This is a genomic window from Sodalis ligni (assembly GCF_016865525.2).
GTDB lineage: Bacteria > Pseudomonadota > Gammaproteobacteria > Enterobacterales > Enterobacteriaceae > Acerihabitans > Acerihabitans ligni.
Map to the genome: position 1 here is coordinate 4,606,112 of NZ_CP075169.1, position 23,449 is coordinate 4,629,560.

Consider the following 23,449-nt stretch of genomic DNA (forward strand, 5'->3'; position numbering starts at 1 on the left):
ACAGTGACCGTTTATACGCGAGTCCCGACCACTTGCTAACGAGGCTCTATACGGTGATATCAAAACCTCAGCACTTCTTTGCGATTAAAAATCTGTTTGACATCCACATTTTCTTTAGAAAAGTGAAATAATAAAATAAAATCGAGAACCAGCTCTTGCAGCATAAAATCACCAGGGCCGAAATCATTTTTATTAAATAAAAGTTCAATACATTGCTTTATGGACAGCGATATTTTCTCCGATTTGCAGTATTTCTGGAATTAGAAAAAATTGATTTTCTATTTAAAGGATCCGTTTTTAATAGGGTGCCAAACGTTTTTTTAATCTTATCAAATCCACGAACTCCCTCTGGAGATACATCAGCATGCCGTTTGATATATTCAGTTATAATGAAATTCACTACCGCATAGTCTTTGAAATCATGCAAAATATCCCGGCCGTAATTTTGTTCAAAGCGCTGCTTAACGACGCTGGCATGGTTGCCCGCCAAGTCAAACATACTGTCCTGGCAGCGCTGGTTAAAATCTTTTATAAAGCTGTCTGGCTGAATACCCCCGGTAGCCAGAATATTGACGTTGCCCACCCTTCGGCTACCGATAATGTCTTCACATGATCCGGCCGCCGAAGGCTGGATGCGATCCGCCGGCTGGGCAGTCGTACTGGCCACGGTCCGGTTCGATATCGGCCCAACCACCGTCACGAAACGTTTGCCTGGCTGAGTTGTTACAGGACCTTCAGCGGAAGCGGCGGGGGGGGAGGCGGGTTTCGCTGCCCCCTGGACGTGAATACCCCCATCTTGGGTAGGATTGGGTTCCCTTGTGTTTGATAATGAGCAACAGGGAAAACAACTCCAAGTCCTTGGCGTATTGATTTCATTCATGGTGAGTCCTTTCTGAGATGGATTAAAACAATAAGTCATGCTTGCTATCAATATATCAATAGCATAAACATCAAACCTTTAAGCTAACATTCTTATCGGGTCTTAAGCATTTGCATCACTATAAGACCTACCTTGGTTATAGGCAAATAGTTTATTCCAGCGCGTCGCTTTACAGACAAGTCTATAATAATTAACCAGACAATATAGGGTATAGCTCTAAAATATACTTTCCCAGTTATCCCGATAATTTTAATAAGTCGGCTGATTTATAAACTTGCAAGTGTTATTAGCAAAGCATTAAAAAATTAGGCAGGTCAATAAAAACATTTCACATGGACACTTAATGCATCATTCAGTTAAGAGTTTCATAACGTGGACCGGCGCACCAATGCGCCGGGTAAACACGGATCGGCATTAGGCCAGGTCGCCGCCGTTGGACGCGATGACTTTTTTATACCAGTAAAAGGATTTTTTCCGGCTGCGGGCCAGGGTGCCTTTGCCGTTATCGTCCCGGTCCACATACACCAATCCATAGCGCTTGCTCATCTCGCCGGTAGACGCGGATACCAGGTCAATGCATCCCCACATGATATAACCCATCACCGGGACGCCGTCTTCGATGGCATCGGCCAGGGCGCTGATATGCTCACGCAGATAGCCGATACGGTAGTCGTCGATGATTTCCCCGTTTTCATTGATTTCATCCCGCGCGCCCAGGCCGTTTTCAACCAGGAACAGCGGCTTCTGATAACGGTCGTACATCATGTTCATGGTGATACGCAGTCCCAGGGGATCAATTCCCCACCCCCATTCGCTGGCGGCAATATGCGGATTTTTCAATGATTTTACAACGTTGGCGGCGCTGGTGTTGTGTTCATCCATGTCCGCGGCGGCGCAGCGGGACGCGTAATAGCTGAAAGAGACAAAATCCACGCTGTGCCGGCGTAAAATCGCCGCATCCCCTTCCTCCATAACGATGCTGACGCCTTTTTCCCGGAACACGCGCGCAGCATAAGCCGGATAGGCGCCCCGCGCCTGCACGTCAATAAAGAACAGGTTTTCACGATCTTTTTCCAGCGCTGCCCAGACGTCTTCCGGTTTACAGGTATAGGGATAGAAATTGCCCCCCGCCAGCATGCACCCCACCTGATTTCCAGGATTGACTTCGTGGGCGATTTTGGTCGCCAGGGCGCTGGCCACCAGCTCATGATGGGCCGCCTGGTATTTTATCTGCTCGGGGTTCTCACCCGCTTCAAACACCAACCCGGCCCCGGAGAAAGGACTGTGCAGCAGAATATTGATTTCATTAAAGGTCAGCCAATACTTCACCAGCCCGTTGAACGCCTCAAAACAGGTGCGGGCATAACGGGTAAAAAACGTCACCATGCGCCGGTCGCGCCAGGATCCATATTCAATGACCAGATGCATCGGCACATCAAAGTGACTCAAGGTCACCAGCGGCTCGATGCCGTATTTGCGGCACTCCAGGAACAAATCGCGATAGAAGTCGATGCCCGCCTGATTTGGGGCCGTCTCGTCCCCTTTAGGGTAAATGCGGCTCCAGGCGATAGAAGTGCGAAAGACGGTGAACCCCATCTCCGCCATCAGGGCAATGTCTTCCCGGTAACAATGATAAAAATCGATGGCGTCGTGGCTTGGGTAAAACTCATCCCCGCGCAATGTATAACGCTTTTCCAGACCCAGCTTCACCGGCATGCGGTGGGGGCCGTGGGGAAGCATATCCACCGTCGCCAGGCCTTTTCCTCCTTCGCGATACGCGCCTTCGCACTGGTTCGCCGCAAGCGCGCCACCCCATAAAAAACCCGCCGGAAACCTGCTGTCGGACATGTAATACCTCTTTTTTCTAAATTGTCATGGTTTGCAAAAGCCGGTTCAGGAGGTCTGGCCTTTCAGCGCGCTCACTTCGGGCTCCGCCCGTGGCGCATTGCCGGAAACCGCCGGCGGCTCGCTCTGCGGAAGATCGTCAAAGCCCAGAATCAGCGTGGTGATAAACGAGACAACCACCGCCAGAATCATCACACCCACCACCCAGACCATGCTCATGGGGTGGGCCGGATCAAAAAACTGTACGCTGGTGAACAGGCCCGGCGCCGCCATGGAATGGCTTGCCAGCCCGCCGATGCCGGCCACCGCGCCGCAGATAAATCCGCTGATGAGACAGGCGATCAGCGGCCGCTTCAGACGCACCGCCACCCCGTACAGCGCCGGTTCGGAAATGCCGGCGATAATCGCCGACGCGGCCGCCGCCAGCGCGGTCTGGCGCAGCTCCCGGTTTTTGGTGCGAAAGGCCACCGCCAGGGAAGAACCGCCCAAGGAGAGGTTGGAGCCGATCTCCGACGGCATCACCATCCCTTCCCGGCCGGTTTCCGCGATAGTCTGGATGATGGTCGGGGTAAAAACGCGGTGCATGCCGGTCATCACCAGCAGCGGCCACAGCCCCCCCATAATGGCCACCGACAGCCAGCCCAGATAGCTGTGGACGGTATACACCACCGCGGAGATACCGCTGCCGATCCAGATACCCAGCGGTCCGATGATGACAATGGCGATGGGGGTGGCCACCAGCACAATCAGCATCGGTTTGAGGAAATTCTTGGTCACCGCCGGCGTAATTCGGTCAATGCCTTTTTCGATATAAGACAGTATCCAGGTCATGCACAGGGCCGGGATCACCGTATAGGTGTATTTCACCGCGGTTACCGGGATATACGCGAATTCCACCGGCTGCCCCTGCGCCGCCTTGGCCATCAGATCGATAAACGCCGGATGAACCAGCACGCCGGCAATGGCTATCGCCAGCGACAGGTTGGTTTTAAATTTCACCGCCGCGGACGCGGCCACCATGATGGGCAGGAAGAAAAACGCGCCGTCCCCCATGACGTTAAGAATGGCCAGCGTATACGAACCCTTGTCGAATATCCCGGCCATATCCAGGATCATCGCCAGCAGTTTCACCATCGAGCCGCCGATAATCGCGGGAATCAACGGCGACATGGTGCCGATCAGGGCGTCAAGAATGCCGGCGCCGATGCCTCTGAGGGTTATTCGGCTTTTTTTCTCCGGTCCGGCCGCCGGCCCGGTTCCCCCGGGCTGGCCAAGCTTGAGCACTTCGGCGTAGGCCAGCGCGACGTTATTGCCGATAATCACCTGGCACTGCCTTTCGTTATGCACCACGCCCATCACGCCATCAATGGCTTTCAGGGCCGCGGTATCCACCTGATTTGTATGTTTAACCACAAAACGCAGGCGCGTCATACAGTGGGTTAAAGCCTCGATATTGCTAAAACCGCCGATGGCTTCGACAATGGATTTTGCGGTTGCCGCGTAGTTCTTCGCCATTTAATTTTTATCTCGCAGTAGCGGGAAATACGGAGATTTCTCAATGAAAAATTCAAGAAGAAATGATTGACATAAGAAACCGGTTTCACAAAAGAATGATTAATTTAGATAAAATTGGCAATAGCTAAAATTTACAAAATGTTAAATTTGTGAACACTGTCACTAAATTGACCGTCTACACAGTGGATTGTATTTTTACTTTTAAAAACAGTACTATAAAAAAATAGCGCTAAGTTCTGCCCAAGGGCCGACATGACGGGATTGCTGAAACGCCGGCATAAATCACGTAAACTGAGCCGCGAGCTTTTGTTGGCAAAAGAGACGATATGACGACAATACGTGAAGTGGTAAAAGAGACGATATGACGACAATGCTCGAAGTGGCGCACAAGGCGGGCGTCTCCAAAGCGACGGTTTCGCGGGTATTGTCAGGCAACGGTTATGTCAGCCCTGCCACCAAGGAGCGCGTCTTCAAGGCCATCAAAGAGAGCGGTTATCGCCCCAACCTGCTGGCGCGCAACCTTGCCACCAGCAAATCGCAAAGCATCGGCCTGGTGGTGACCAACACGCTTTACCATGGCACCTATTTCAGCGAACTGCTGTTCCAGGTGGCGCGAATGACGGAAGATCACGGCCGCCAGCTTATTCTGGCGGACGGCAAGCACAGCGCCGAAGAGGAGCGGGCGGCGATCCAGTTCTTATTGGATCTGCGCTGTGATGCCATTATTATCTATCCGCGGTTTATCAGTATTGATGCCCTTGATGAAATCATTCATCAGCACAAACAGCCCATTATGGTTATCAACCGCAAGCTGCTCAAAAATGACAGCTACTGCATATATACCGATCACCGGGAATCCAGCTTCCGCGCGGTGAATTATCTGTTTGAGCTGGGCCATCGGGAGATCGCGTTTATTACCGGCTCGCTGGATTCCCCCACCGGCCTGCAGCGCCTGGCCGGTTATAAAGCGGCCCTCGAGGGGCGCCGGATCCCGTTAAACAACGATCGCATCTACCAGGGCAAATGGACTCCCGCCAGCGGCGCCGCGGCGGTGCACAGCCTGCTCGACAAACGGGTGTCCTTCAGCGCAATGGTGGCCAGCAACGATGATATGGCCATCGGTGCGCTAAAAGCGCTGAGCGATGCCGGTATCGACGTACCCCACCAGGTCTCCTTGCTGGGCTTTGACGATATCCCTATGGCGCCCTACTGCCGGCCGTCGCTTTCAAGCGTACGGATTCCGGTATCCGAAATGATCGCGGCCATCGTTGATAAACTTGTCGACATACTGGATGGCGGGGAGATCAACAAACGCCAAACCTTCATCGCGGAGTTGATGATTCGTGATTCCGTGGCGAAAGGGCCCTGGGCGGACAGATAGGGAGTGGGATACTCGATAGGGTCAGTGCGTGGTGGCGGCACAAACATGATCCGGCAGGGTTCAGGGCAAGCGGGCAATGGACATCCCCCCTTCATGTGACGGCTAAATCAACAGGCACGGCCCTCCGTGGCGCTGCGCCTGCTTAATTTCCATTATTTGCGCCGTCCGTCAACACAATCGCTTATCATATCTTCAATTTGACTGCAGGCGATGCCGCTCCTCATCAGTCAGTTGCACCGTGGGGTCGGAGACGACGTCTTGCCCCACCCCCACCAATTGCACCGGACTCGCCGGATCGTAATTGACCGCATTGGCTGCCCGGTCCCCGGACGACCGCGGCGAAGCGCTTGCGCTCACGCCGGCAGTGCTTGTCGCAAGCCCCTCATCACCGTAACCGAGAATTTCCACGCTGATAATCGATGGCTGGTTGCGCTGTGCTTGCCGTGATATCTGTTCCGCCGCCTGCACCGCGCCGCTGGCCGCCTGGCTGGCGGCGGTCAGCGCGCCGATATTCACCGTGGCCGGCGCCGGCAGGCCCACCGCCTTACCGGCCACATCCACGTTGGCGGCGTTGAGCACCTGCAGCGCGGTAATATTGAGATTGCCGGACACCCGGATGCCCGCAGCCCCGGCGTCCCCCGTACCGCGCGGCGCTATCAGGTTGGCATCGCCCGCCGGCACCCCCGGCAGCGATTGCAGAGTGGCGATGCCGGCGCCGGAGACCACGCCCTTGATATCAACGGTACAATAGAAGGTGATATCGCAGGCATAAAGCGGCGGCGGCGCCGATACCGAGGTTTTGGCTCCCTTGCCGGCGTCCAGATTGCCGTTGGAGCTCCACATCAGGATACCGCCTCCCTGTTCGGTCATCACGCGGCTTTGCGCCACCAGCACGTCGGTGTCGGTAAATGTGGCGATGTTGCCGCTCTCCAGCGTCAGTATCCCTTCGCTGGACGGATTGGTGGCCGGGCTGGCCACCGAGCTGCCCACCAGGATACGTCCGCCCGGCCCGAACACATCAATATTACCGCCCTGCTGCGTCTGCAACGTCGAACCGCGCATATCGAAATCGCCGGTGGAGACCAGTTGGTTGGCGCCGTTGCTGCCCCCGGTCAGGTTGTTGGCGGTGTAACCTGAAGCGGCCGGGAACAGCGTATTGATGGCCTGATAGCCGGCGGCATAGGAGTGGTAGGCCGGGCTGTCGGGGTCGTTGTAGTCGATGCCGGTCTGGTTGAGGATATCAATGAACACCTGCTCCACCAGCTGCTGTTGCCGGTTGGCCGGCAACGTCTGGAACGCGGCCCAGGCCTGCCCGGCCGTTTGCGGGGCGTTTTGCGGTTCGCCGGCGGCAGCGTCATATTGCGCCATGAAGGCGAGCAGCGCCTCCTGGCCGGAGGGCGTGGCTTGCGCGCCGGCGGGATCGATATAATCATGGATAAACGCCCCTTGGTCGATACCCGGTCCGACGCCGAACAGCACGCTTACCGATGCGCCGCCATCGGGCAAATTGGGATTACCGTAGTCGTAGGCTGCCGGGTTGGCCTTCTGGACCGACAGGCCTAACGGCAATCCGAGCGGATCGGCGTTGGCGTCAACGGCGTTGCCGAGGGTGCGGATACCGCTCTGGGGCGATCCGGCGATCCGCTGGGTTTGCAGGTCAAAATCGCGGCCGGCCTCCACCTGCAACGTGCCCGGACCCGCCAGTTCAATGGCAGCCGGCTGGCCGTTGCCCAGAATGTTATAACGGATATCCCGGCCGGCGATGATGCTGCTAATGTCGTTGGCGTTAAAGTTTTCACCGTAGAACGGCAGGTCCAGGATATCCTGGGCGGCATAGATCTGCGCCGGGGCATTGGGGATAAGGCTAATCTGTCCCGTCGTGGCGCCCGCGCCTCCCCCTGCCGGGTAGCCGGAGACCTCACCGTCCGCCACGCTGCCGGTGAGGGAGTAGATAAGCACCGAGGCGGTGGCATCGTCCTGCGCCAGGGCCGGGTCGCGCACCTGCGCCGGCGCCAGTTGGGAGATATCCCCCTGTTCCGGATCGGTCGCGGTGGGCAGAATGCCGTCCCCCACCGTCTCGTCCAGTTTGCCCAGCGACGTGCCGGAGATATCCCCGGTGAACGCCGGCAATTGATAGGTCGTTCCGCCGTAAGGTCCCTGTTCGCTAAGCATCGGAATGGCCAGGTCGACGGACTGGTCGGCGACGATAGTCAGCGAGCCGCTGGCTGAAGGGTAGAGTCCGCCGCCGTGCTGGATATCGATGCCGCCGTCCAGCGCCGCCAGGTTGAGGGAGGCCGGCAGCAGCAGGCTGATGACGGTCGCGGCGCCCGAGCCGCTCGGCCGTCCCAGATTGAAAATCCCTTGTTCCGCCAGCAGGGAGTTGAACGTCAGTTCCCCGGCGGTGGACTGAATGGACACGCCGCTGTCCGGGCCCATCGTGGTAAAATAAGGGCCGTACCTGACCGGAGCAGTGTCATAGAACGATTGGTACGAACTGACGGGCGAACTGCCGATATAGGTGGGGTCGAATACGCCGCCGATATCCGCCGACTGCCGCGCCTCGACGTCGATAGCGCCGTATTGCAGCGCCAGCAGGGTCGGCACCGGGTAAGAACCGGTGCTGTCGGTGAAGCTGAAGTCCGGGGCGATGGCCCCGCCGGCCCGGATTGAGCCGGCGCCCCGGCCGACATAAAAATCGCCGCTGTAGATACTGCCCTCCGCGGTGACGGACAGGTCGCCGCCGCCGGTGACATGCAGGGCGTTCGCGCTGTCAATATAGCCGGTGGTGGGGGTGGATACCGCCAGGTCGTGAATATCGCCGCCGGCGCTGATGCTGACGTTGCCGCCGATGCTCATTACCCCCTGATCGAAGCTGCCGAAATTCACGTACCACGCCACGCCCGGGTTTTTCGGGTCGCTCAGCAGCCAGGGGCCCCAGAACTGGCCGAGGAAGCTGCCCGGACTGTTGCTTACGCCGGAGGGCAGTCCGGCGCTGTCCGCGCCGCCGAGGGCCAGGGTATCGGTGACGCCCTCGATGCCGATAATATTACCGCCCGCCTGGATGCGGATATCGCCGCCTTCGGTCGGGTTCACCTCCGAGGTCATAACCGTGCTGACCCCGGACTGGGGGGATTGCCGCCCTGAGGAGTGAAGGCACCCTGGCCAAGGGCTAGGGAACTGCCGTTGTCGGCGACCGCTTGCGCCGGCGCGCCGGCGGTATAGACCACGCCGGGGGCCAGCGGGTCCAGCAGTTCGAAATCATCCGCCGCGGCGATATCAATGGAGCCGGTGCCGGTACGCAGAGTGGTGGGCGCCACGATCACGGCATCGGTGGCGTTAATATGATTCAGCACGGTATGGCCGTCCATCAACACGCTGCCGGCCCCTGGCGCCGTTACAGCCAGCGGATTGGCGCTGCCGCCGGCGGCGCCGGCGACAATGCGGTAGGACGCGCTCTGTCCGCTCATCAATGCGGCGAACTGCACCGGCAACGGATCGGCGGAGGTGCCCATATTCGACGGCGCATTGGCGTTTGGCGCCACGCTCGCCCCGGACCCGCCCCCCATAATAAAGGTCGGCGCCGTGGGGGCGAACATATAGGGCGTGTACACCGTATTCCAATCGATCAGGTAATTGATGTCGTTAAGCAAATAAGCGTAATCCGCGGCGACATAATTTTCATATTGCGAGGTTTGTAGCGCCGGCGCCGGCGGCGGCGGCGTTCCGGCGGTCTGGATATTATCCAGGTTGAACTGACCGGTCAGCCAACCGGTATAGGCCGACAGGTAATTCTGATAATCCGCCGCATAGCTCGGATCCGACGCGGCCGGCGGCGTGGGTTCCGGCACCGGAACGGAGGGTGCAGCAAGGGGAATGAAGGTGCCGTAACCCTGGAACTCGCCGATCAGGGCGCCCCAGAACGAATAGAGCTGGTTCACGTAGTCATTGTAATCCTGGTAGTACTCGCTGCTGCCATTAGGTTGTGGCGCCGCCAGGGCGATGTTGGGATCCACCGGTCCGATCAATTCCGATGTCCCGTTATAAAATGTTATTTCAGTCAGAGAACTGAGATCCCCCTGCCCGCCGGCAATCGCGGCATAATTGGTCTCTGCGCCCTGATAGGTCGGCGGTCCGCCCGTTGCCCCGGTGGGCAGGCTAACGTCCGCGGTTTGGAAGAAGCCATCGCTGATGGAGGCGTCCAACTTGACATTCCCCGCCGCCCGCAGGGTGATAATCGGGGCAACCACACCCTGGTAGCGGTAGGCCAGGGTCTGGCTGCCGTCCGGGTTCAACACGCCGGCCCCCAGATCCCAGTTGGTGAGCACGCTGATGTCGCCGCCGTTGACGCCGCGTTGGGCCGTGCCGGGATTCACCAGGTCGATCTCGGGGCGGGCGGTAACGTTGGCGATACCGTTAAAAATGCCCGCCAGCTGGAAGCCCGGCTGCTGGACAAAGGCCGGCAGGCTGCCGGCGTCGGGACGCGCCGGGTCCGCCGTTCGGATCAAAACCGCCATAGAATATGCCATGGGCGGCGTTGGCCTCGGTGGGGGCGAAGTAGTCGTTGGCCAGGTAATAGGCCAGGCTGTTGCCGGTGCCGTCCTGGTTCACCAGCGTGGCGCCGTCCCAGGTGGCGACCGGATTGCCCTTGATATCGGTGAAGGCGCCCGCCGTCAGCGTACCGTGGGCGCCATACCAGCCCGCCGGGTCGACGATGCCGTCAAAGTGCTGGTTGGGATTGGCGCTTTGATCGGCGGTGCTCCACACCCCATAGGCGTCCAACTGTACCGCGCCCCCCGAGACACTGGCGCCGGAGGCGATGTTGATATTGACGTTGGCGCCCTGGGCATTCTCGCGGTCCAGGATCGGTGCCCGGAAGGTAACAGTCCCGCCGGCGGCGTCGATAACCGCCGCCGGGCCCACGGTAATGACGCCGGACGCCGACGGATCCACGTTCTCGTAGCCGTAGACCGCGTTCAGCGAGGTGGTGCTGCCGGTGCCGGTGGTGCCGATGTTGATAAGTCCCCCGGCCTTCGGACTGTTGGGGGAGCCGGCGGCGGTCAGGACGCCTTCAATGTCCACGCCTTTTGCGCCATAGAGTTCAATCTCGCCGGCGGCGCTGGCGGTGCCGTGGGCATTGATGGCGCCGGTGACATCGACGTTGCCGCCGTCGGCGGTCAAGCTGATATGGGAAGCGGCCAATGTCCGGCTCAGGGACAGATCGCCCTGGGCCGCGTCAACGGTAATCACCCCGCTGACGCCGGCATCGGTCAGGACCTGGACCAGGCTGTCAAGGTCCACTGCCGCCGCGCTGTTGAGCGCGAAGGTACCGCCGGCGCCGGTAGGCGCGCTGGCCCCCAGCAGGGTGCCGCCGAAGCTCACCGACGTGCCGCCGCCGGTGGAGATGGCCAGCGTGCCGCCGTCGCCGCCGCCCGCCGCGCCGGCGAAATCCGTCACCGATCCGGCCTGCAAATCCACCGTACCCTTCGCCGCCGTCAAATCAATGATGCCGGCGGCGGCATATTCCGTGGTGGCGCCGAATTGTTTGGCGACGCCATGGGCAATCAGTTGGCCGGTGCCGGTGAGAGTGACATCGCCGGCGCCGGCGTCCAGGGCAATATTGCCGCCCTGGGCCTGAACCGGCACCGCCACCGTCACCGCGCCCCCTTGCAGGGTGATGGCGCCCCCCAGCGCATCCGACGCCGTCACCGCGCCGCCGGTGGGCAATACGTTCAAGGCCCCGGTGGTGGTCAGGGTTTGATTTGATTCGCTGTCCGCTATCAACGTCGGCGTTTGCAGCGTGACCGGCAGCGCGCCGAAGTCCATGCTGCCGGCGCCCCGGCCGAAAATGGCTTGCTGCGCCGTCAAGACGGCGTTGCCGAAGCCGCTGATGGACTTGGCCCCGTCGGCGAAGATCAACTCGTTGGTATCGAGCGCCAAGGAACCCGAACCGGCGGACAGCGTCGGCGCCGCGCCCCCCAGTTCGTTATCCAGGGTCAGCGTCGGCGCGCTGATGCTCACCGTACCGCCGTTACCGGACAGGCTGCCGCCCCCCAGGGTCAGCGTGCTGTCGGTTCCCGACATATCAAAGGTCACATCCCCCAGGAACGCGATGGCGCCGTAGCTTTGCAAATCGAGGGCCTGCGCTTGTTCGAGCTCCGCCAGGATGCCGGCGTCAATCACCATCCCGGAGGCCGGGACGGCGGCGCCGGCACCGAGCACGCTGATACCGCTGCTGCGGGCGGTGATGTTGTTGCCGGATAATTCCGCTCCCGATTGGACTGTGACATCGCCGGTGGACACCAGGGTCAGCCCATTGCCGCCCCGGACCTGCGCACCGGACTGGATGACCGCGCCGGTGACGCCGCCGGTCCCCGACATGGACGGCAAATCGATGTGATAAACCGGATTGGCGGTATTGAGATTGTCGGTAACGTCGATGCCGCCGGGACTGACCTGGGCCGTATTGGGCAATTGCACCCGGACCGGGCTGCCGTCGGACACCCGGATCATACTGCCCAGATCGGCGTCCAGGGCGGTATAATAGCTTGCCAGTAGCGTAGCCAGGCTGCTGATATTTTGCACCAGCGACGTGGCAGGCAGGATAGGCAGCGACGATTGGGTACCGCCCAACAGCAGCGTCGCCGGCTCGGCGCCGTCGACATCTCCTTGCGCCTCCACCACGCTGCCGCTTTGCATCACCACCTGTCCGGTGTCGGCGATGGGCGTCATGATTGAGGCGGTATTCCCTTCATCATCAAGCTGAACCGTGGTGGACTGGAACTGCGGCGCCGCCACCAGCATGATCTCCGGCGCGGCCAGGGGATCGGTGGCATCGTTGGCGACGATCACCCCGTTGGCGGTGGGGGTTATCACCGTGCCCGCCGAGGTGATCGCCCGGGTGCCGCCGATAAGCAGGCTGGGGGCCTCCAACGCATCCAGCTGTGCGGCGCCTATCTCAAGATAGGTCTTGCTGGTGGGCAAGGCCACCGGGTTGCCGCCGCTGGAATAGGTAATGCTGTCCATCGCCGATGAGGTAAAGGTGACCGGGGCCGGATTCCCCGCCAGGTCGCCGAACATCTGCCCGGAGGTGACCTGGTAGGCGCCGGGTCCCATGGCGATGGCCAGGGTGGTGCTGCCCTGCAGGGACAATGGACCGGAGAGCAGGTCCGACGCCGCCAGGGCGGTAATGGTGGTGCCGATGGCGAGCTGATAGGTTGCGCTGCCGCCGGCCGTGGCGGCCCCCAGCGTGACGGCGGCGGCATCATAGCCGCCCAGATAAAGCGAGCCTCCCGCGCCGATGGCCGACGCGCTGCTGCCTACCGCACCGGTGGTCCAGACGAACTTCTGGTTGTCCGCCGTTCCCTGGACGGTTTGCCCCGCGCCGTAGGCGGTAGTGGTATACATCCCGCCGGATAACGGCGCCGGCTTGCCGTTGACGGTGAACGGCGCGGCGGAAGACACCGTAATGGCGGCGCCGCCGCTGCCGCTGGCGTGCTGTAGGCCATCGAATCGGTGGCGCTCGGCAGGGTCACCGCCGTCGACGACGATGGCGGCAGGGTCAGGTTTTGATAATAATACAGGCTGATGGAATCCACCCCCGTGCTCTTGACCACGATGCTGGTGGGACCGGTGTAGTACGTCGAGAGAGAATCGCCGGCAGGAAGGGTAATGGATTGATTGTTGAGGGTGAAAACGCCGCCGGCCGGGATCATCTGCGCCGCTGTGGCCCCGTTGGGCACCACCAGGGTGCCGGCGCCGGCGATGGTGAAAATATCGTCGCCGGCCACGCCGTCGGAGAAGCTGACCGTCACGCCGCTGGCCACCATATTGGACACGCTCGGCCCGCTGAAATCCAAGGCGCCGGTGGACAGCGAACTGGTGCCCGAGCCGCTGTCGATAATCTTCAGGTATTGCGAGCTGATATCCACCTGGCCGCCGAAGCCGCCCGGCCCGGGCCTGCCCCTGAGCTGTCCGTCGATGATCAAGCCGCTGGTGGCCGCCAGCACCAGCCGGCCGGCGTCATCGGGCACATAAGGCATCGCCAGGTTGTTCAATGCCGCATAACGGGGAAAGAAACCGTTGGCGCTGGTGGCGGTATATTGCGAATAACGCTGCCACACCGGGGCCGATTGCACCAAAAATTGCGACACCGTGGCGCTGTGGGCGCCCGTGAAGCCATTGCTCAGATAGCCGTTCATCGCCAGCGTGCCGTCGGGCATGGCCAGGGGCTGACTCGACAGCGGATTGGTTACGCCGGAGTTCATCACCACGCGGAAGGCGCCGGGCAAGGTGGCGTATTTGGCCGGCAGAAGGGTGTAATAGCCGGCCGCCAGGCCCGGTCCGCCGGCCAGGTAAATCTGCTGGCCCGGCGTCATGCCCGCTTGCGACAGCGTAGCGTCATAGGGCGCTATCCTGCTGCCGTAACCCGGCAGGATGGCATAAATCTGCCGCGCATCCGGGTAGAGCGGCACCTGCGCGCCGGCGGTGGAGTTGGCGTAGCTGGTGTTGTATTGCGACAGCACGTCGCGGGAACCGCCGGTGCCCGGCGTCCACTCCTGCGCCTGCAAATCGCCGCCGCCGCTGATATCCACCACCGCGCCGGCATTAAACGCAATGGAGGCCCCGTCGATATTGACCACTCCCTGGGGCGCTTGAGTCAGGGGGTCGGTGGTGGTGGTCTGAACCGGGGTAGTGTTGGGCACCGTCGCCCCCTGCCAGGTGGGGTTATTGACCGCCGGATTGTAGACCCAGGTAGTCTGATCGAGGGTCTCGCCATAAGGAATCGTCCCGCCGCCGGCCGATACCGAGGTAATGCTGCCCGCCCCCAGGGTCACCGACTGGGTGCCACGCAGCGGCTGGTTGAACGAAAGGCCGGAGATGCCAAGTGTGGCGTTGGCGGGCATCCCCAGCAGGATGGTGCCGAACGGCGCCTGCAGGTTGCCGTTCTGGACGACGTTGGTGGCCGAAATCGCCAGTTCCCCTCCCGCCGACAGCGGCGCGTCGGCGGGAGGGGTAACGCCGGCGGGATAACCGAAGGTGATGGTGGTGGGCGCGCTGGTGGCGGTGACGGGGTTGGCGTCCAGCACAAAGGCGGTGTCGGTGGCCGGATAGATCTCGGCCGCGTTCAGGCTCAGGTTGCCCTCGGTCAACAGCGCCCCGGTCAGAGGATCGCCGGTAATAAAGATCTGGGACGGCAGCAGGCGGATATCGCCGCGGCTGTTGAACGTGGCCTGGCTGACCTGCTCGAACTGGAAGAAGGCCGACAGGTCAATCTGGTCGGCGTTCAGCGTCAGGGCGGCATCCTTGAAATTGACGGCGAAGGGAAAGAGCTGTGGGAACCCGCCGCTGTTGGCGCTGGTGCCGTTGATGGCGATATAGGGCGCGTTCACCGTCAGCGCGGTGCCGGCGTCCGGGGCGCTGGTATTGCCGCCCGACGAGAAGGCGGTGGAACTGATGGCCATGATCGCCGGCGTATTGAAGGCCACCGAATCCCCCAGCGTCAGCGCCACCTGGCCCGCATAGGCCACGGCGCCGCCTGATTCGTTGAGATTCAGGCTAGCGAAGCCCGACCCGTCCAGGCTGTCGGCGCCGAACAACAGGAAACCGGCGGTAAGTTTGGGATCAACCGGTTGATCGGCGGAACCCTGCTTGACGGCGGGTATATAGGTAGACAGGTCGATGGCCGCCCCCAACTGCCGCAAGGCCTGTGCCGTGTCCTCCACCAGCTCCAGGTAGGAATTCACATAGCCGCCGGGCATGGTTCCCGTCAGGCTCAACGTGCCGCCTTCGGCCTGCGGCCCGCCGCCCTGGCCTGTCAGGGTGCCTTCCACCAGCAGCGCCGTCGCGGCCTGGATAGTGATCTGTCCGGCGTCGCTCCATACCGGCTGGCGCTCCAGCGCCATCTGCCCGGCGTTCAGCGCGCCGCCCGGCACCTGACGCGCCACATCGAAGGCGCCGGACGCGCCCGACACATTGATGACGGCGCCCGGCGCCATCAGAATGGCGCTATTCAGATCGCTCAGGCTGACAGTGCCGCCCGGAAAAAGGGTGCCGGTTACCGGAATAATCAGGCCGTCGGAGGTGTGCACCGGCGTCGCCAGCGGGTTAATCACCTCAGTGCCGGACACGTCCAGCAGGCTATGGGGACCGAGATAGAGCGGCCCCATCTCGGTGGTGGAGCCGTTTGGCGCGTTCATCGACAGCGAAATCGATCCGCCGGGGGCCCGGAGGGTACCCAGGACCGTAGTGGCCATGTCCGAACTGATGGAAATGGCGGCGCCCGGATCCCCCAGGATCTGCGCCCCGTCCCCGACGATGGCCGAGCCGTCGGCCGACGTGGTCGGCAGCGGATCGCTCTTGGCTTCCAGGCCCGCGATGACCGTCAGGTTGGTGGGACTGCGCTGGGCCATGGCCAGCAGACCCGCCGTGGCGAAATCGGCGGGATGGGCGCCTGAGGGCGCGCCCTGCAGCGCCGGCGCCGGCAGCAGGTTCTCATGTTGCAGCACCACGGTGGCGCCGGCCGGAGTGATGGCCGAATCGGCGGTATTGAGCACAAAGCCGCCAAAGCCCAGGTCGCCCCAGCGGCCGGCGTCAAAATAATAGGCGCCCGAAGCCGCGGCCTGGGCGGGGTCGCCGCCGATTTGCATCGCGGCCTGCTGCAGCGTCAGCACGCCGCCCCCGCCAAGGCCCAGGGCATCGATTGTCCCGTCCAGCGTCAGCATACCGGGCTCCAACGGCGGCAGGCCGCTGTTGGGGGGCGCCATTAGGCCCGCATAACCCTCCAGGGTCAGATTACCGCCCGCCCCCAGCGGCGCGCCGTTGCCGCCGGTTTCCAACAGGCCTTTTGCCGACACGTGACCGCCGCCGGCCAGATTCAGCAGGCTGCCGGCGGCCAGGGTAATGTTGCCGCTGAGATCGGCGCCATCCGCGCCCGCCATGCCGCCGTAGGGGTTGGGATTGCTGATGCCGACGTTTGCCAGCAGGGAGATGGAGCCGCCGTTAATGGGCAGCGCCGGCGACATCTCCCCCGCCGTCAGGTACAGGTCATTGATAAAATAGCCGCTGACGTCCAGCACCGCGCCGGAGCCGAGGGTGATATCCCCCGGCACGGGGCTGGAGGACAGATCGGTGCCGACAGTCGGCGTCGGCGAGCTGGTAACGGTGATGGACCCGCCGCGGGCGGTCAGGACGCCGTTAATGGCGGCCGTACTGCCTTTTAGGGCGATGGCGCCCAGCGGCTGCACCGTCAGCGAGGCGCCGGCATCCTCGGTAATAGGCTGGAATGACGTGCCCAAGCCGCCGCCGGCGGTCAGCGAGATATTTTTGAAATCCGCGCCATCCAGGGTCCGGCTGTTGAAGACATTGGTGGTATAGGGGCTGTCGTCGGCGGCCAGCAGCGGTGCATCCGGCGTGAAATCCGCAGGCAGGGCCAAGGCGGCCAGCGCCGCAGCGGACAGTCTGTCGGCATCGCCAATCTCGATGGGCAGAATACCTGAAAAGTTAAAGGTCCCGTTGGCGGGCAGCACATCGCCGGCGGTTTGCCGCTGTCCGGCGACGGCGTCGGCCAGCAGGGTGGATTGCAATACCGCCCCACCGCTGTCGGCCACTGCCGTTCCGCCCACGCCGTCATCGGCGCTGTACACGTCGATGTTAAGCACGCCGGCGTTGCCGCCCTGCAGATAGCCGTTCACGTACATGCCGCGATCGATCAAGGGATTGTCGTACAGGCTCGACACCCCCCAGCGCGCGTGATCCTGGGTGTACTGGCCGGCGATGCCGACAAAGACATCGTTCGGGTCGGCGCTGCCGATGGACTCCAGCTCGCCGTACTGATTCACCAGCCGGGTGGTCTTGACCATGCCGCCCTGGAAATTCAGGTAGCCGCCGTCGAGATTGAGGGTGGAGCCGGGGGCGCCAATCACTTCATTACCGCCCAGGTAGATGGCGCCGCCGTTCACCAGCAGTTGGCCGATGGAGCGCTGCACCAGATTGGCATAGCCGGCCAGATTGGCCAGGGGCGATCCCACCCAGGACTCGCCGGTCTCAGCGTTGACGCCGGTGTCGCCCATATCCACGGTGACCAGCATATTGTACAGCACACCGTCCTGCTGCAACGGGTCGTCCGCCAGTTCGTTACCGGACAGCCGCACCGTCAACAGATTATCCTGCACCGTCAGCGGCACATCGGGCAAGCCGGACACATCCAACGTGGCGCCGCTTTCCAGCAGCAGGCGTCCGGCCCCCGGCAACGCCGGCACGGCGGCGCGCGGGTCCGTCAGCACCAGGGTGCTTGCCGACAGCGCCTGTCCCGGGGCATACACCAGCGAACCCCCTTTAAAGTCCACCGTCTGGCCGATGACCTCAATCACCCCAAACCCTTGGGTCGGCAGCGGCGCGGTGAAGCCTGTCCCGTTGGGCAGCGTCTGGAACGGCGCCAGCGAAGTGCTGTCGCTGGACAGCGTTACGCCGTTGCCGTCCGGCAGAATCGACGTCACCGCCTGGGGGCCGAAGCTGACCGCGCCGGTATAGAAGTTTTGCATCGATTCATCCGCCGGGTTTCGGCTGCCGGCATTGACCCCCACTTCATACTGGCTGCCGATCTCGATGGAACCGGGCTGCGCCACGCTAGTGGTGGCCTCCACCACGCCGTTTTGCGCGATGGCGCCCCCCAGCAGGGTGATATTGCCGCGCGGCGTGTAAATCAGGCCGTTGTTGGTGAGCGCGCCCACCGGGGTAATGTCGTTACCGTCCGTATCCTCCAGCTTGCCGTAGTTGGCAAAGCGCAGATTGGTGGTGGAGTTGTCATTGGTGCCCTGAGGTTTTGAGCCATTCAACGCATAAAGGCTGCTGTAGTTGTAATCGTAAGAGACGCCGATGCCCGCCACCAGCGCCACCTGCCCCCCCGGCGCGGTAATGGCGGCGTTATTGGTGATATTCGGGGCCGCTATCAGCGCCAGGCCCTGGGACCCGACCGTGATGGCCGCGCCGGGAGCGAGGGTAATATCGCCTGAGCCGGGAGCGTTGGTGGTCAGCAGAATGGAATCGGTGGCGACGTTGGCGGGATTCAAATCGCCGATGCCGCCGTTCAGGAAACGGGTATTGCTGGCGCTTAAATCGTTGCTGTACAGGTTCATGGCGGAAGCAATGAGCGAATGCACATTCACCTGGCTGGCCCCGCCGAAGATAATGCCGTTACGGTTGAGCACGTACACCGAGCCTTGGGCATTGATGCTGCCCAGTATCTGGCTCGGCCTGCCGCTGGGGTCATTGATACGGTTCAATACCACCCAATCGTTGCTGCCGTTGCTTTGGGTGCCGCCGGACTGGTCAAAGTCCAGGGTGGTATGCTTGCCGATATTAAAGCTCTGCCAGGAGAGGATGGATTTGGCGGCGGTCTGCTTCACCACCACGGTGACCTGGCCGCTGCCGTCCACCGACTGGGTGGGGTTCCGCGCATTCAGCCAGCTTTGGGTCAGGGGCTGGCTATCCTTCACCAGGCCGCCGGCGGCCAATCCGTCGGGCACCGTGTCCGGCGCATTCGGTGCCGCCCTGCGCGCAGCGGCCTGGGCTGCCTGCTGCGCAGCGATGGCGGAAGCGGCCTGATTAAAAGACGCCAGGGAACGCTGTAATTGAGGATTAAGCTGTTGCTGCTGGGCCAGGGTCGGCATGCCCGACAGATTTCCGCTCCGAGATGCTTCGGCGGTGGCGGCACGGGTGGCGCCTTTGACGGCGAACCAGTCGCCGCTGAACGGACGCGGGGCGGCCTGGGCGGCATTCGCCACTGTTCCGGCAACCAGAATCAAGGCGATAGCTTGTACGATTGGCGACAGCCTGAAATGCTGCTGCGGCGATACTGTCATCTGGCGCTTCAGGCCTGTGTGCCCGCGTAAACTCATGCGAATTTCCCCAAGTTGAGTCGATGCCGAATCAGCCGCCACCTCAGTGGCTAACTCTGTCTATCAAGTTCCGTTTGCTCCTTGACGGCTTAGAGCAAATCAAAAATTCGATGACCTAAGACGGATGTCGACGTCCGTTTACCTCAACTTTATTGTGTTAAATTTTTATGTCAGGGCCATGAGGGGAGACGCCGCAGGGGAAAGTCCTGCGGGTAGTAATTGCGGGGAACGGGAACGAAACACGGCAAGGACCCGGCACCGCGGGCAGGCCGGGACACCCGCCGTCAGCTTAAAAACAATAGCCCCCCCGGCAGCTCACGGGCATGGAGGTTGAAGGTAAGCTGAAGCTGGGACAGCGCAAGATCCAAAGACGTCACGGAAAAACGCCCGCTCACCAGGCGGTTGCCCGCGGCGCCGTTAAGCAACACCACCCGCCCGGAACGGTAACGGTTGATCTCCGTAATGGCGTCCGTCAGGCGGATTTCATGAAACAGCAGCTCACCTTTGCGCCAAGCGTTAACACTCTCGACATCCACACCGTTCACGTCGCTGATGGCGGTGGCGCTATATACAGCCTGCTGCCGGGCCTGCAGCGTTCGCAACCCGGCGGGATGCGCCACCTGCACAACGCCTTCAATACAGGCTACCCGGACCTTGCCATCCAGATACCTCATCTCGAACTGTCCGGCATTCACCGTACAGCGTCCGGTTCCGGCGCTTACGGCAAAAGCGCCCCCCTTCCCGGCGACGTTGATCGCCGCCTCGCCGGACACCAGCTCCAGGCCGACGATATTTTCGTTCAGGGTTTGTTTACGCAGCCGCGTCTGGGTATTGAGGATAACCTGAACGCTCTGGGTCACATCAACGGTTTTCTGCTCACCGGTAGCGGTCTGGTAATCCGCATTCCATCCCTCCAGCACCGACCCGAGGTCAAAAGGCGAGCGGACTACCGCAATGCCCGCCAGCGCGGCCATACCCACCGCGGCGCCGATAAATACCCGCCGTCCCTTATCAGGCCCCGCCATCTTTTTGTGATGATAAGCGGCAACCTCAGGCCGGGTATGCAACAGCTCCCCAACCGCCGATTTCAGCACATCCCAACGCTGCTTAGCCTCGTCGAAAGCAGCCTGGTGGGACTCGCTCATGGCCAGCCAACGCCGGAACGCCTGGTAATCCCAAGACTTTATCTCATCTGAAGAGAGCAAGCGTACCCAGTGGCGAGCCTGTTTTTGCAGCTCGTCGGCAGAATCAGCGTTATCGTTGTCGGTTAATTTCATGATATTAATTTAGGCGGCCTTTGAAGACGAAAACGTACGTTTCACTTATTTGGAATCAAGAGTCCTGAAACTACTCAACCTGAAGAAAAAGTGCCTATTGGCCTAGACGAATGACGACGCCTTAATCCCGCACCTTTTTGTTTTTTCAGCATATGGTTATCACAATAGTCATGCGCCCGTTTCAGTTCATATTCGACCATCCGCAACGAGATGCCAAAACGCTCCGCGACTTCTTTTCTTGGCAGGTCCTCCCAGCGCACCATGATCAATATCTCACGACAGCGCCGGGGCAAGCCATCAAGTGCCTCCAACAGCGATGTCAACTCCACCTCATCTTCAAACTGTTTAGCGGGTCCCGGCGCATGATCGGACAGATCCATCACGGACGAAACATCATCATACGACAATGTCCTGCCCTGACGCCGCTGTATATCCACCGCGATATTTACCGCCATGCGTACCAGGTACGCGCGGGGACTCTTAATCGGACTCAATCCTTCCCGGCTTTGCAGGCGCAGCCAGGTATCCTGCAACGCTTCGCCGGCCAAATCATCATTACCCAGCACACGGACCAGACTGTGCTTGATATGGTCATAACGTTTGGTTAGATAATCCAGCAAGATGGGCAATACATCATCAGACATGGCTAATCTCTTATCTCAGTGTGGCAGCGCAGCCCGCGGTTCGGTAAAATAGCCACGGTCAGGGGTTGTTGTAACATCTGCCGCGGGGGTGTCTGATTAAGCTTTATGTGGTTCAGGGTAGCCGGCAGAAGGCGATCGCGCTGGTCGTCACCGGTAGATCCCAAGAGCTGCACATTCCATATCTCCCCCTCCACATCCACTCGAAAACGCAATAAAGCGCGATAGTTGCCCGGAACCGTACGATTATCGCCGCACAACGCCGCCAGCACCCGCGCCTGCAGCAGCGCCGGAAATCCGCTGGTGCGCCATGAATCTATTTTGTGTTTTTGACCGCGGACGACATCATCGGGAGCGCGTTTGAGCACAAATACCGCTTTACTGCCTTGCCCTACGGTTTGAGCCATCAAACCTGTGCGGGTCAACAACACATCCAATGCCGCCTGCGGCGTATAGCGCCCCCGGACTTCGGTTGAAAATCGTCCCGCGACGATTTCACTGCTGAAGAGCGTTGGAACTAGGGAAATCGCGGCATACCGATCCAGGGCCGTCTCCAGCGGCAGGGCGGGATGAGGAAATCAAGGGTTTGTCTTCCTGGCGAGACAGGCCCTGCGGCCCCATCGCCTATCGGCGAGATATGGCGATCGGTTGCGGCAAAACCCGGCGCTGCCAGGCCGATCAACATCCAGTACAGCAGCCCGCAATGATTCATTCCTATGCTGCACCAGAACACATCATGAAAAGTCCTCACGCCTATAACGAATACAAACGATGCCGCAGTCAGGACAACTTGATATAGACAAGGAAATAGTTGTTAAAACAATTCGCTAGTACAGCAGTCGTTTTATTCTTTCGCAACATAGCATGGCTTTATGACGCTCGTGTTACGAATAACGGCCTTGAAAGGGTGCGAGCTGAACGGGGAATGGAGATGAATTAACGTTTTCATATTGCTATTGATGGTTTTAAAAATAGATTTATTACTTACCGATGCATAAAGCAATCTTGCAGCGCTTATAAAAAGTGCGGAGATAAAGCGTTGCAGCGCCAGCGCCTTACCACCGCTCGCCATCAGCAACGCCGGGGAGCCGTTACCATGGCTTAATCGGCCTTGCCGCCGAAATGCTACACATCCTATGCCTCGGGATTCCAATAATATCGATCTCTATATGCCGCGTCGTTGCTTTATTTTTAACGCTGTCTTCACGGCGGCATTTTCTGTTAAAAACCAGACAGTTTATAAAAGGGCGTTTTTGACAGGTGCCATTCATTATCCAGTGAAAGGGGGCCGCCGGTTTTGGGCAGCATAAAGGGCAGCGTTACCATAAAGAAGTAAAAAGGCACTTCCCAGCCGCCGCCCGGAATCATCCAGGTATAACCCACGCCGAAATGTTCGCCCATCAGTTCGGCCATCACCAGGTAAACCGCTGCGGCAAAGGCGCCAAACCGGGATAGAATACCCAGGCCCAGGGTAATGGCGGCAGTGAACTCAACCAGACCGCCGAGGATAATCATATTGACGGCAAACTGATCGCTGAGAACCGAGCCGAATGTGTGCGGGCCCACCACGGTTTTGAAAAAGCCCACCAGGCCGGCGTCATGCCGCGACACAAACAATTTTTCAGTGCAATGGGTAAGCCAGTTAAAACCGATAAACATCCGGATAAAAGAAAGGGCAATCCCTTGCGGACCATATTTCTTTATCCCGTCGATCACAATAACAATCAGCTGCAATAAAAGTGGAATAAAGGTAATGGCGGTCACCCAGCCAACCCGCAGCCAATCATGCTGGCCGGCATTTCTGACCACAATGACGGTAAAAAACGTGGTAAAAAGAAAGCTGACGACGGTGTTTTTACGCGACACCAGCGCAGACAAAGGGATTAATAATGAAAAGCACAGCATGTTAGTGGTAGACCAAATACCGTCAAATCTGGACAGGTAGCTCAGTACCGAAATAAACGCTGCACAACCGGTCAAAAAAGTTAATATATAAATTTTATTTTTCATCATTG

At 60.2% G+C, this 23,449-nt stretch carries 12 protein-coding genes; 1 reads left to right on the forward strand and 11 read right to left on the reverse strand.

All coding sequences use genetic code 11. From position 1 onward, the window contains the following. Positions 1-217 precede the first annotated feature (217 nt). The 3 genes from GTU79_RS21625 to ascF form a co-directional block, all read right to left on the reverse strand. A complete protein-coding gene (locus GTU79_RS21625) occupies positions 218-880 on the reverse strand; it encodes a hypothetical protein (RefSeq protein WP_214513347.1) in 663 nt (220 codons plus the stop codon). 414 nt (positions 881-1,294) lie between these two features. Continuing rightward, a complete protein-coding gene (locus GTU79_RS21630; protein WP_203524713.1) occupies positions 1,295-2,728 on the reverse strand; it encodes a 6-phospho-beta-glucosidase in 1,434 nt (477 codons plus the stop codon). A 45-nt stretch (positions 2,729-2,773) separates the two neighbouring features. Next, a complete protein-coding gene (gene ascF, locus GTU79_RS21635) occupies positions 2,774-4,240 on the reverse strand; it encodes a PTS cellobiose/arbutin/salicin transporter subunit IIBC (RefSeq protein ID WP_203524714.1) in 1,467 nt (488 codons plus the stop codon). Between the two features lie 361 nt (positions 4,241-4,601). Between ascF and GTU79_RS21640 the strand changes: the two genes are divergently transcribed. Further along, entirely contained in the window at positions 4,602-5,621 is a 1,020-nt protein-coding gene (locus GTU79_RS21640; RefSeq protein WP_132926403.1) for a LacI family DNA-binding transcriptional regulator, read from the forward strand. A 192-nt stretch (positions 5,622-5,813) separates the two neighbouring features. On the opposite strand, the gene GTU79_RS21645 is transcribed toward GTU79_RS21640, so the two are convergent. From GTU79_RS21645 to GTU79_RS21680, 8 genes are all read right to left on the reverse strand, one after another. Continuing rightward, positions 5,814-8,726, reverse strand: a complete 2,913-nt coding sequence (locus GTU79_RS21645; RefSeq protein ID WP_214513348.1) for a filamentous haemagglutinin family protein — start codon at positions 8,724-8,726, stop codon at positions 5,814-5,816. Then, complete coding sequence (locus tag GTU79_RS21650; RefSeq protein WP_214513349.1) at positions 8,723-10,135, reverse strand: hypothetical protein; 1,413 nt, start codon at positions 10,133-10,135, stop codon at positions 8,723-8,725. The genes GTU79_RS21645 and GTU79_RS21650 overlap by 4 nt, the downstream gene beginning before the upstream one ends. A 2,802-nt stretch (positions 10,136-12,937) precedes the next feature. Continuing rightward, positions 12,938-19,516, reverse strand: a complete 6,579-nt coding sequence (locus GTU79_RS21655) for a filamentous hemagglutinin N-terminal domain-containing protein (protein ID WP_214513350.1) — start codon at positions 19,514-19,516, stop codon at positions 12,938-12,940. Positions 19,517-19,800: 284 nt separating this feature from the next. Further along, positions 19,801-20,793: a FecR family protein gene (locus GTU79_RS21660; protein ID WP_203524717.1), complete on the reverse strand. Its 993-nt coding sequence runs from the start codon at positions 20,791-20,793 to the stop codon at positions 19,801-19,803. Positions 20,794-20,867: 74 nt separating this feature from the next. Then, the gene (locus tag GTU79_RS21665; protein ID WP_214513351.1) at positions 20,868-21,437 is read right to left on the reverse strand and encodes an RNA polymerase sigma factor; all 570 of its coding nucleotides are present in this window, start codon (positions 21,435-21,437) and stop codon (positions 20,868-20,870) included. Between the two features lie 2 nt (positions 21,438-21,439). Continuing rightward, positions 21,440-21,841, reverse strand: a complete 402-nt coding sequence (locus GTU79_RS21670; protein WP_203524718.1) for a hypothetical protein — start codon at positions 21,839-21,841, stop codon at positions 21,440-21,442. A gap of 437 nt (positions 21,842-22,278) precedes the next feature. Then, a complete protein-coding gene (locus GTU79_RS21675; protein ID WP_214513352.1) occupies positions 22,279-22,506 on the reverse strand; it encodes a hypothetical protein in 228 nt (75 codons plus the stop codon). A gap of 149 nt (positions 22,507-22,655) precedes the next feature. After that, positions 22,656-23,447: a DoxX family protein gene (locus GTU79_RS21680; RefSeq protein ID WP_203524719.1), complete on the reverse strand. Its 792-nt coding sequence runs from the start codon at positions 23,445-23,447 to the stop codon at positions 22,656-22,658. Positions 23,448-23,449 lie beyond the last annotated feature (2 nt).

What these genes read in the sequence shown, in the direction of transcription:
- GTU79_RS21625 (WP_214513347.1), bottom strand. Translation starts at nt 880, where the DNA reads ATGAATGAAATCAATACGCCAAGGACTTGGAGTTGTTTTCCCTGTTGC.
- ascF (WP_203524714.1), bottom strand. Translation starts at nt 4,240, where the DNA reads ATGGCGAAGAACTACGCGGCAACCGCAAAATCCATTGTCGAAGCCATC.
- GTU79_RS21665 (WP_214513351.1), bottom strand. Translation starts at nt 21,437, where the DNA reads ATGTCTGATGATGTATTGCCCATCTTGCTGGATTATCTAACCAAACGT.
- GTU79_RS21670 (WP_203524718.1), bottom strand. Translation starts at nt 21,841, where the DNA reads ATGGCTCAAACCGTAGGGCAAGGCAGTAAAGCGGTATTTGTGCTCAAA.
- GTU79_RS21660 (WP_203524717.1), bottom strand. Translation starts at nt 20,793, where the DNA reads ATGAAATTAACCGACAACGATAACGCTGATTCTGCCGACGAGCTGCAA.
- GTU79_RS21630 (WP_203524713.1), bottom strand. Translation starts at nt 2,728, where the DNA reads ATGTCCGACAGCAGGTTTCCGGCGGGTTTTTTATGGGGTGGCGCGCTT.
- GTU79_RS21655 (WP_214513350.1), bottom strand. Translation starts at nt 19,516, where the DNA reads ATGAGTTTACGCGGGCACACAGGCCTGAAGCGCCAGATGACAGTATCG.
- GTU79_RS21680 (WP_203524719.1), bottom strand. Translation starts at nt 23,447, where the DNA reads ATGATGAAAAATAAAATTTATATATTAACTTTTTTGACCGGTTGTGCA.
- GTU79_RS21640 (WP_132926403.1), top strand. Translation starts at nt 4,602, where the DNA reads ATGACGACAATGCTCGAAGTGGCGCACAAGGCGGGCGTCTCCAAAGCG.
- GTU79_RS21650 (WP_214513349.1), bottom strand. Translation starts at nt 10,135, where the DNA reads ATGGCGGTTTTGATCCGAACGGCGGACCCGGCGCGTCCCGACGCCGGC.
- GTU79_RS21645 (WP_214513348.1), bottom strand. Translation starts at nt 8,726, where the DNA reads ATGACCTCGGAGGTGAACCCGACCGAAGGCGGCGATATCCGCATCCAG.
- GTU79_RS21675 (WP_214513352.1), bottom strand. Translation starts at nt 22,506, where the DNA reads ATGGCGAGCGGTGGTAAGGCGCTGGCGCTGCAACGCTTTATCTCCGCA.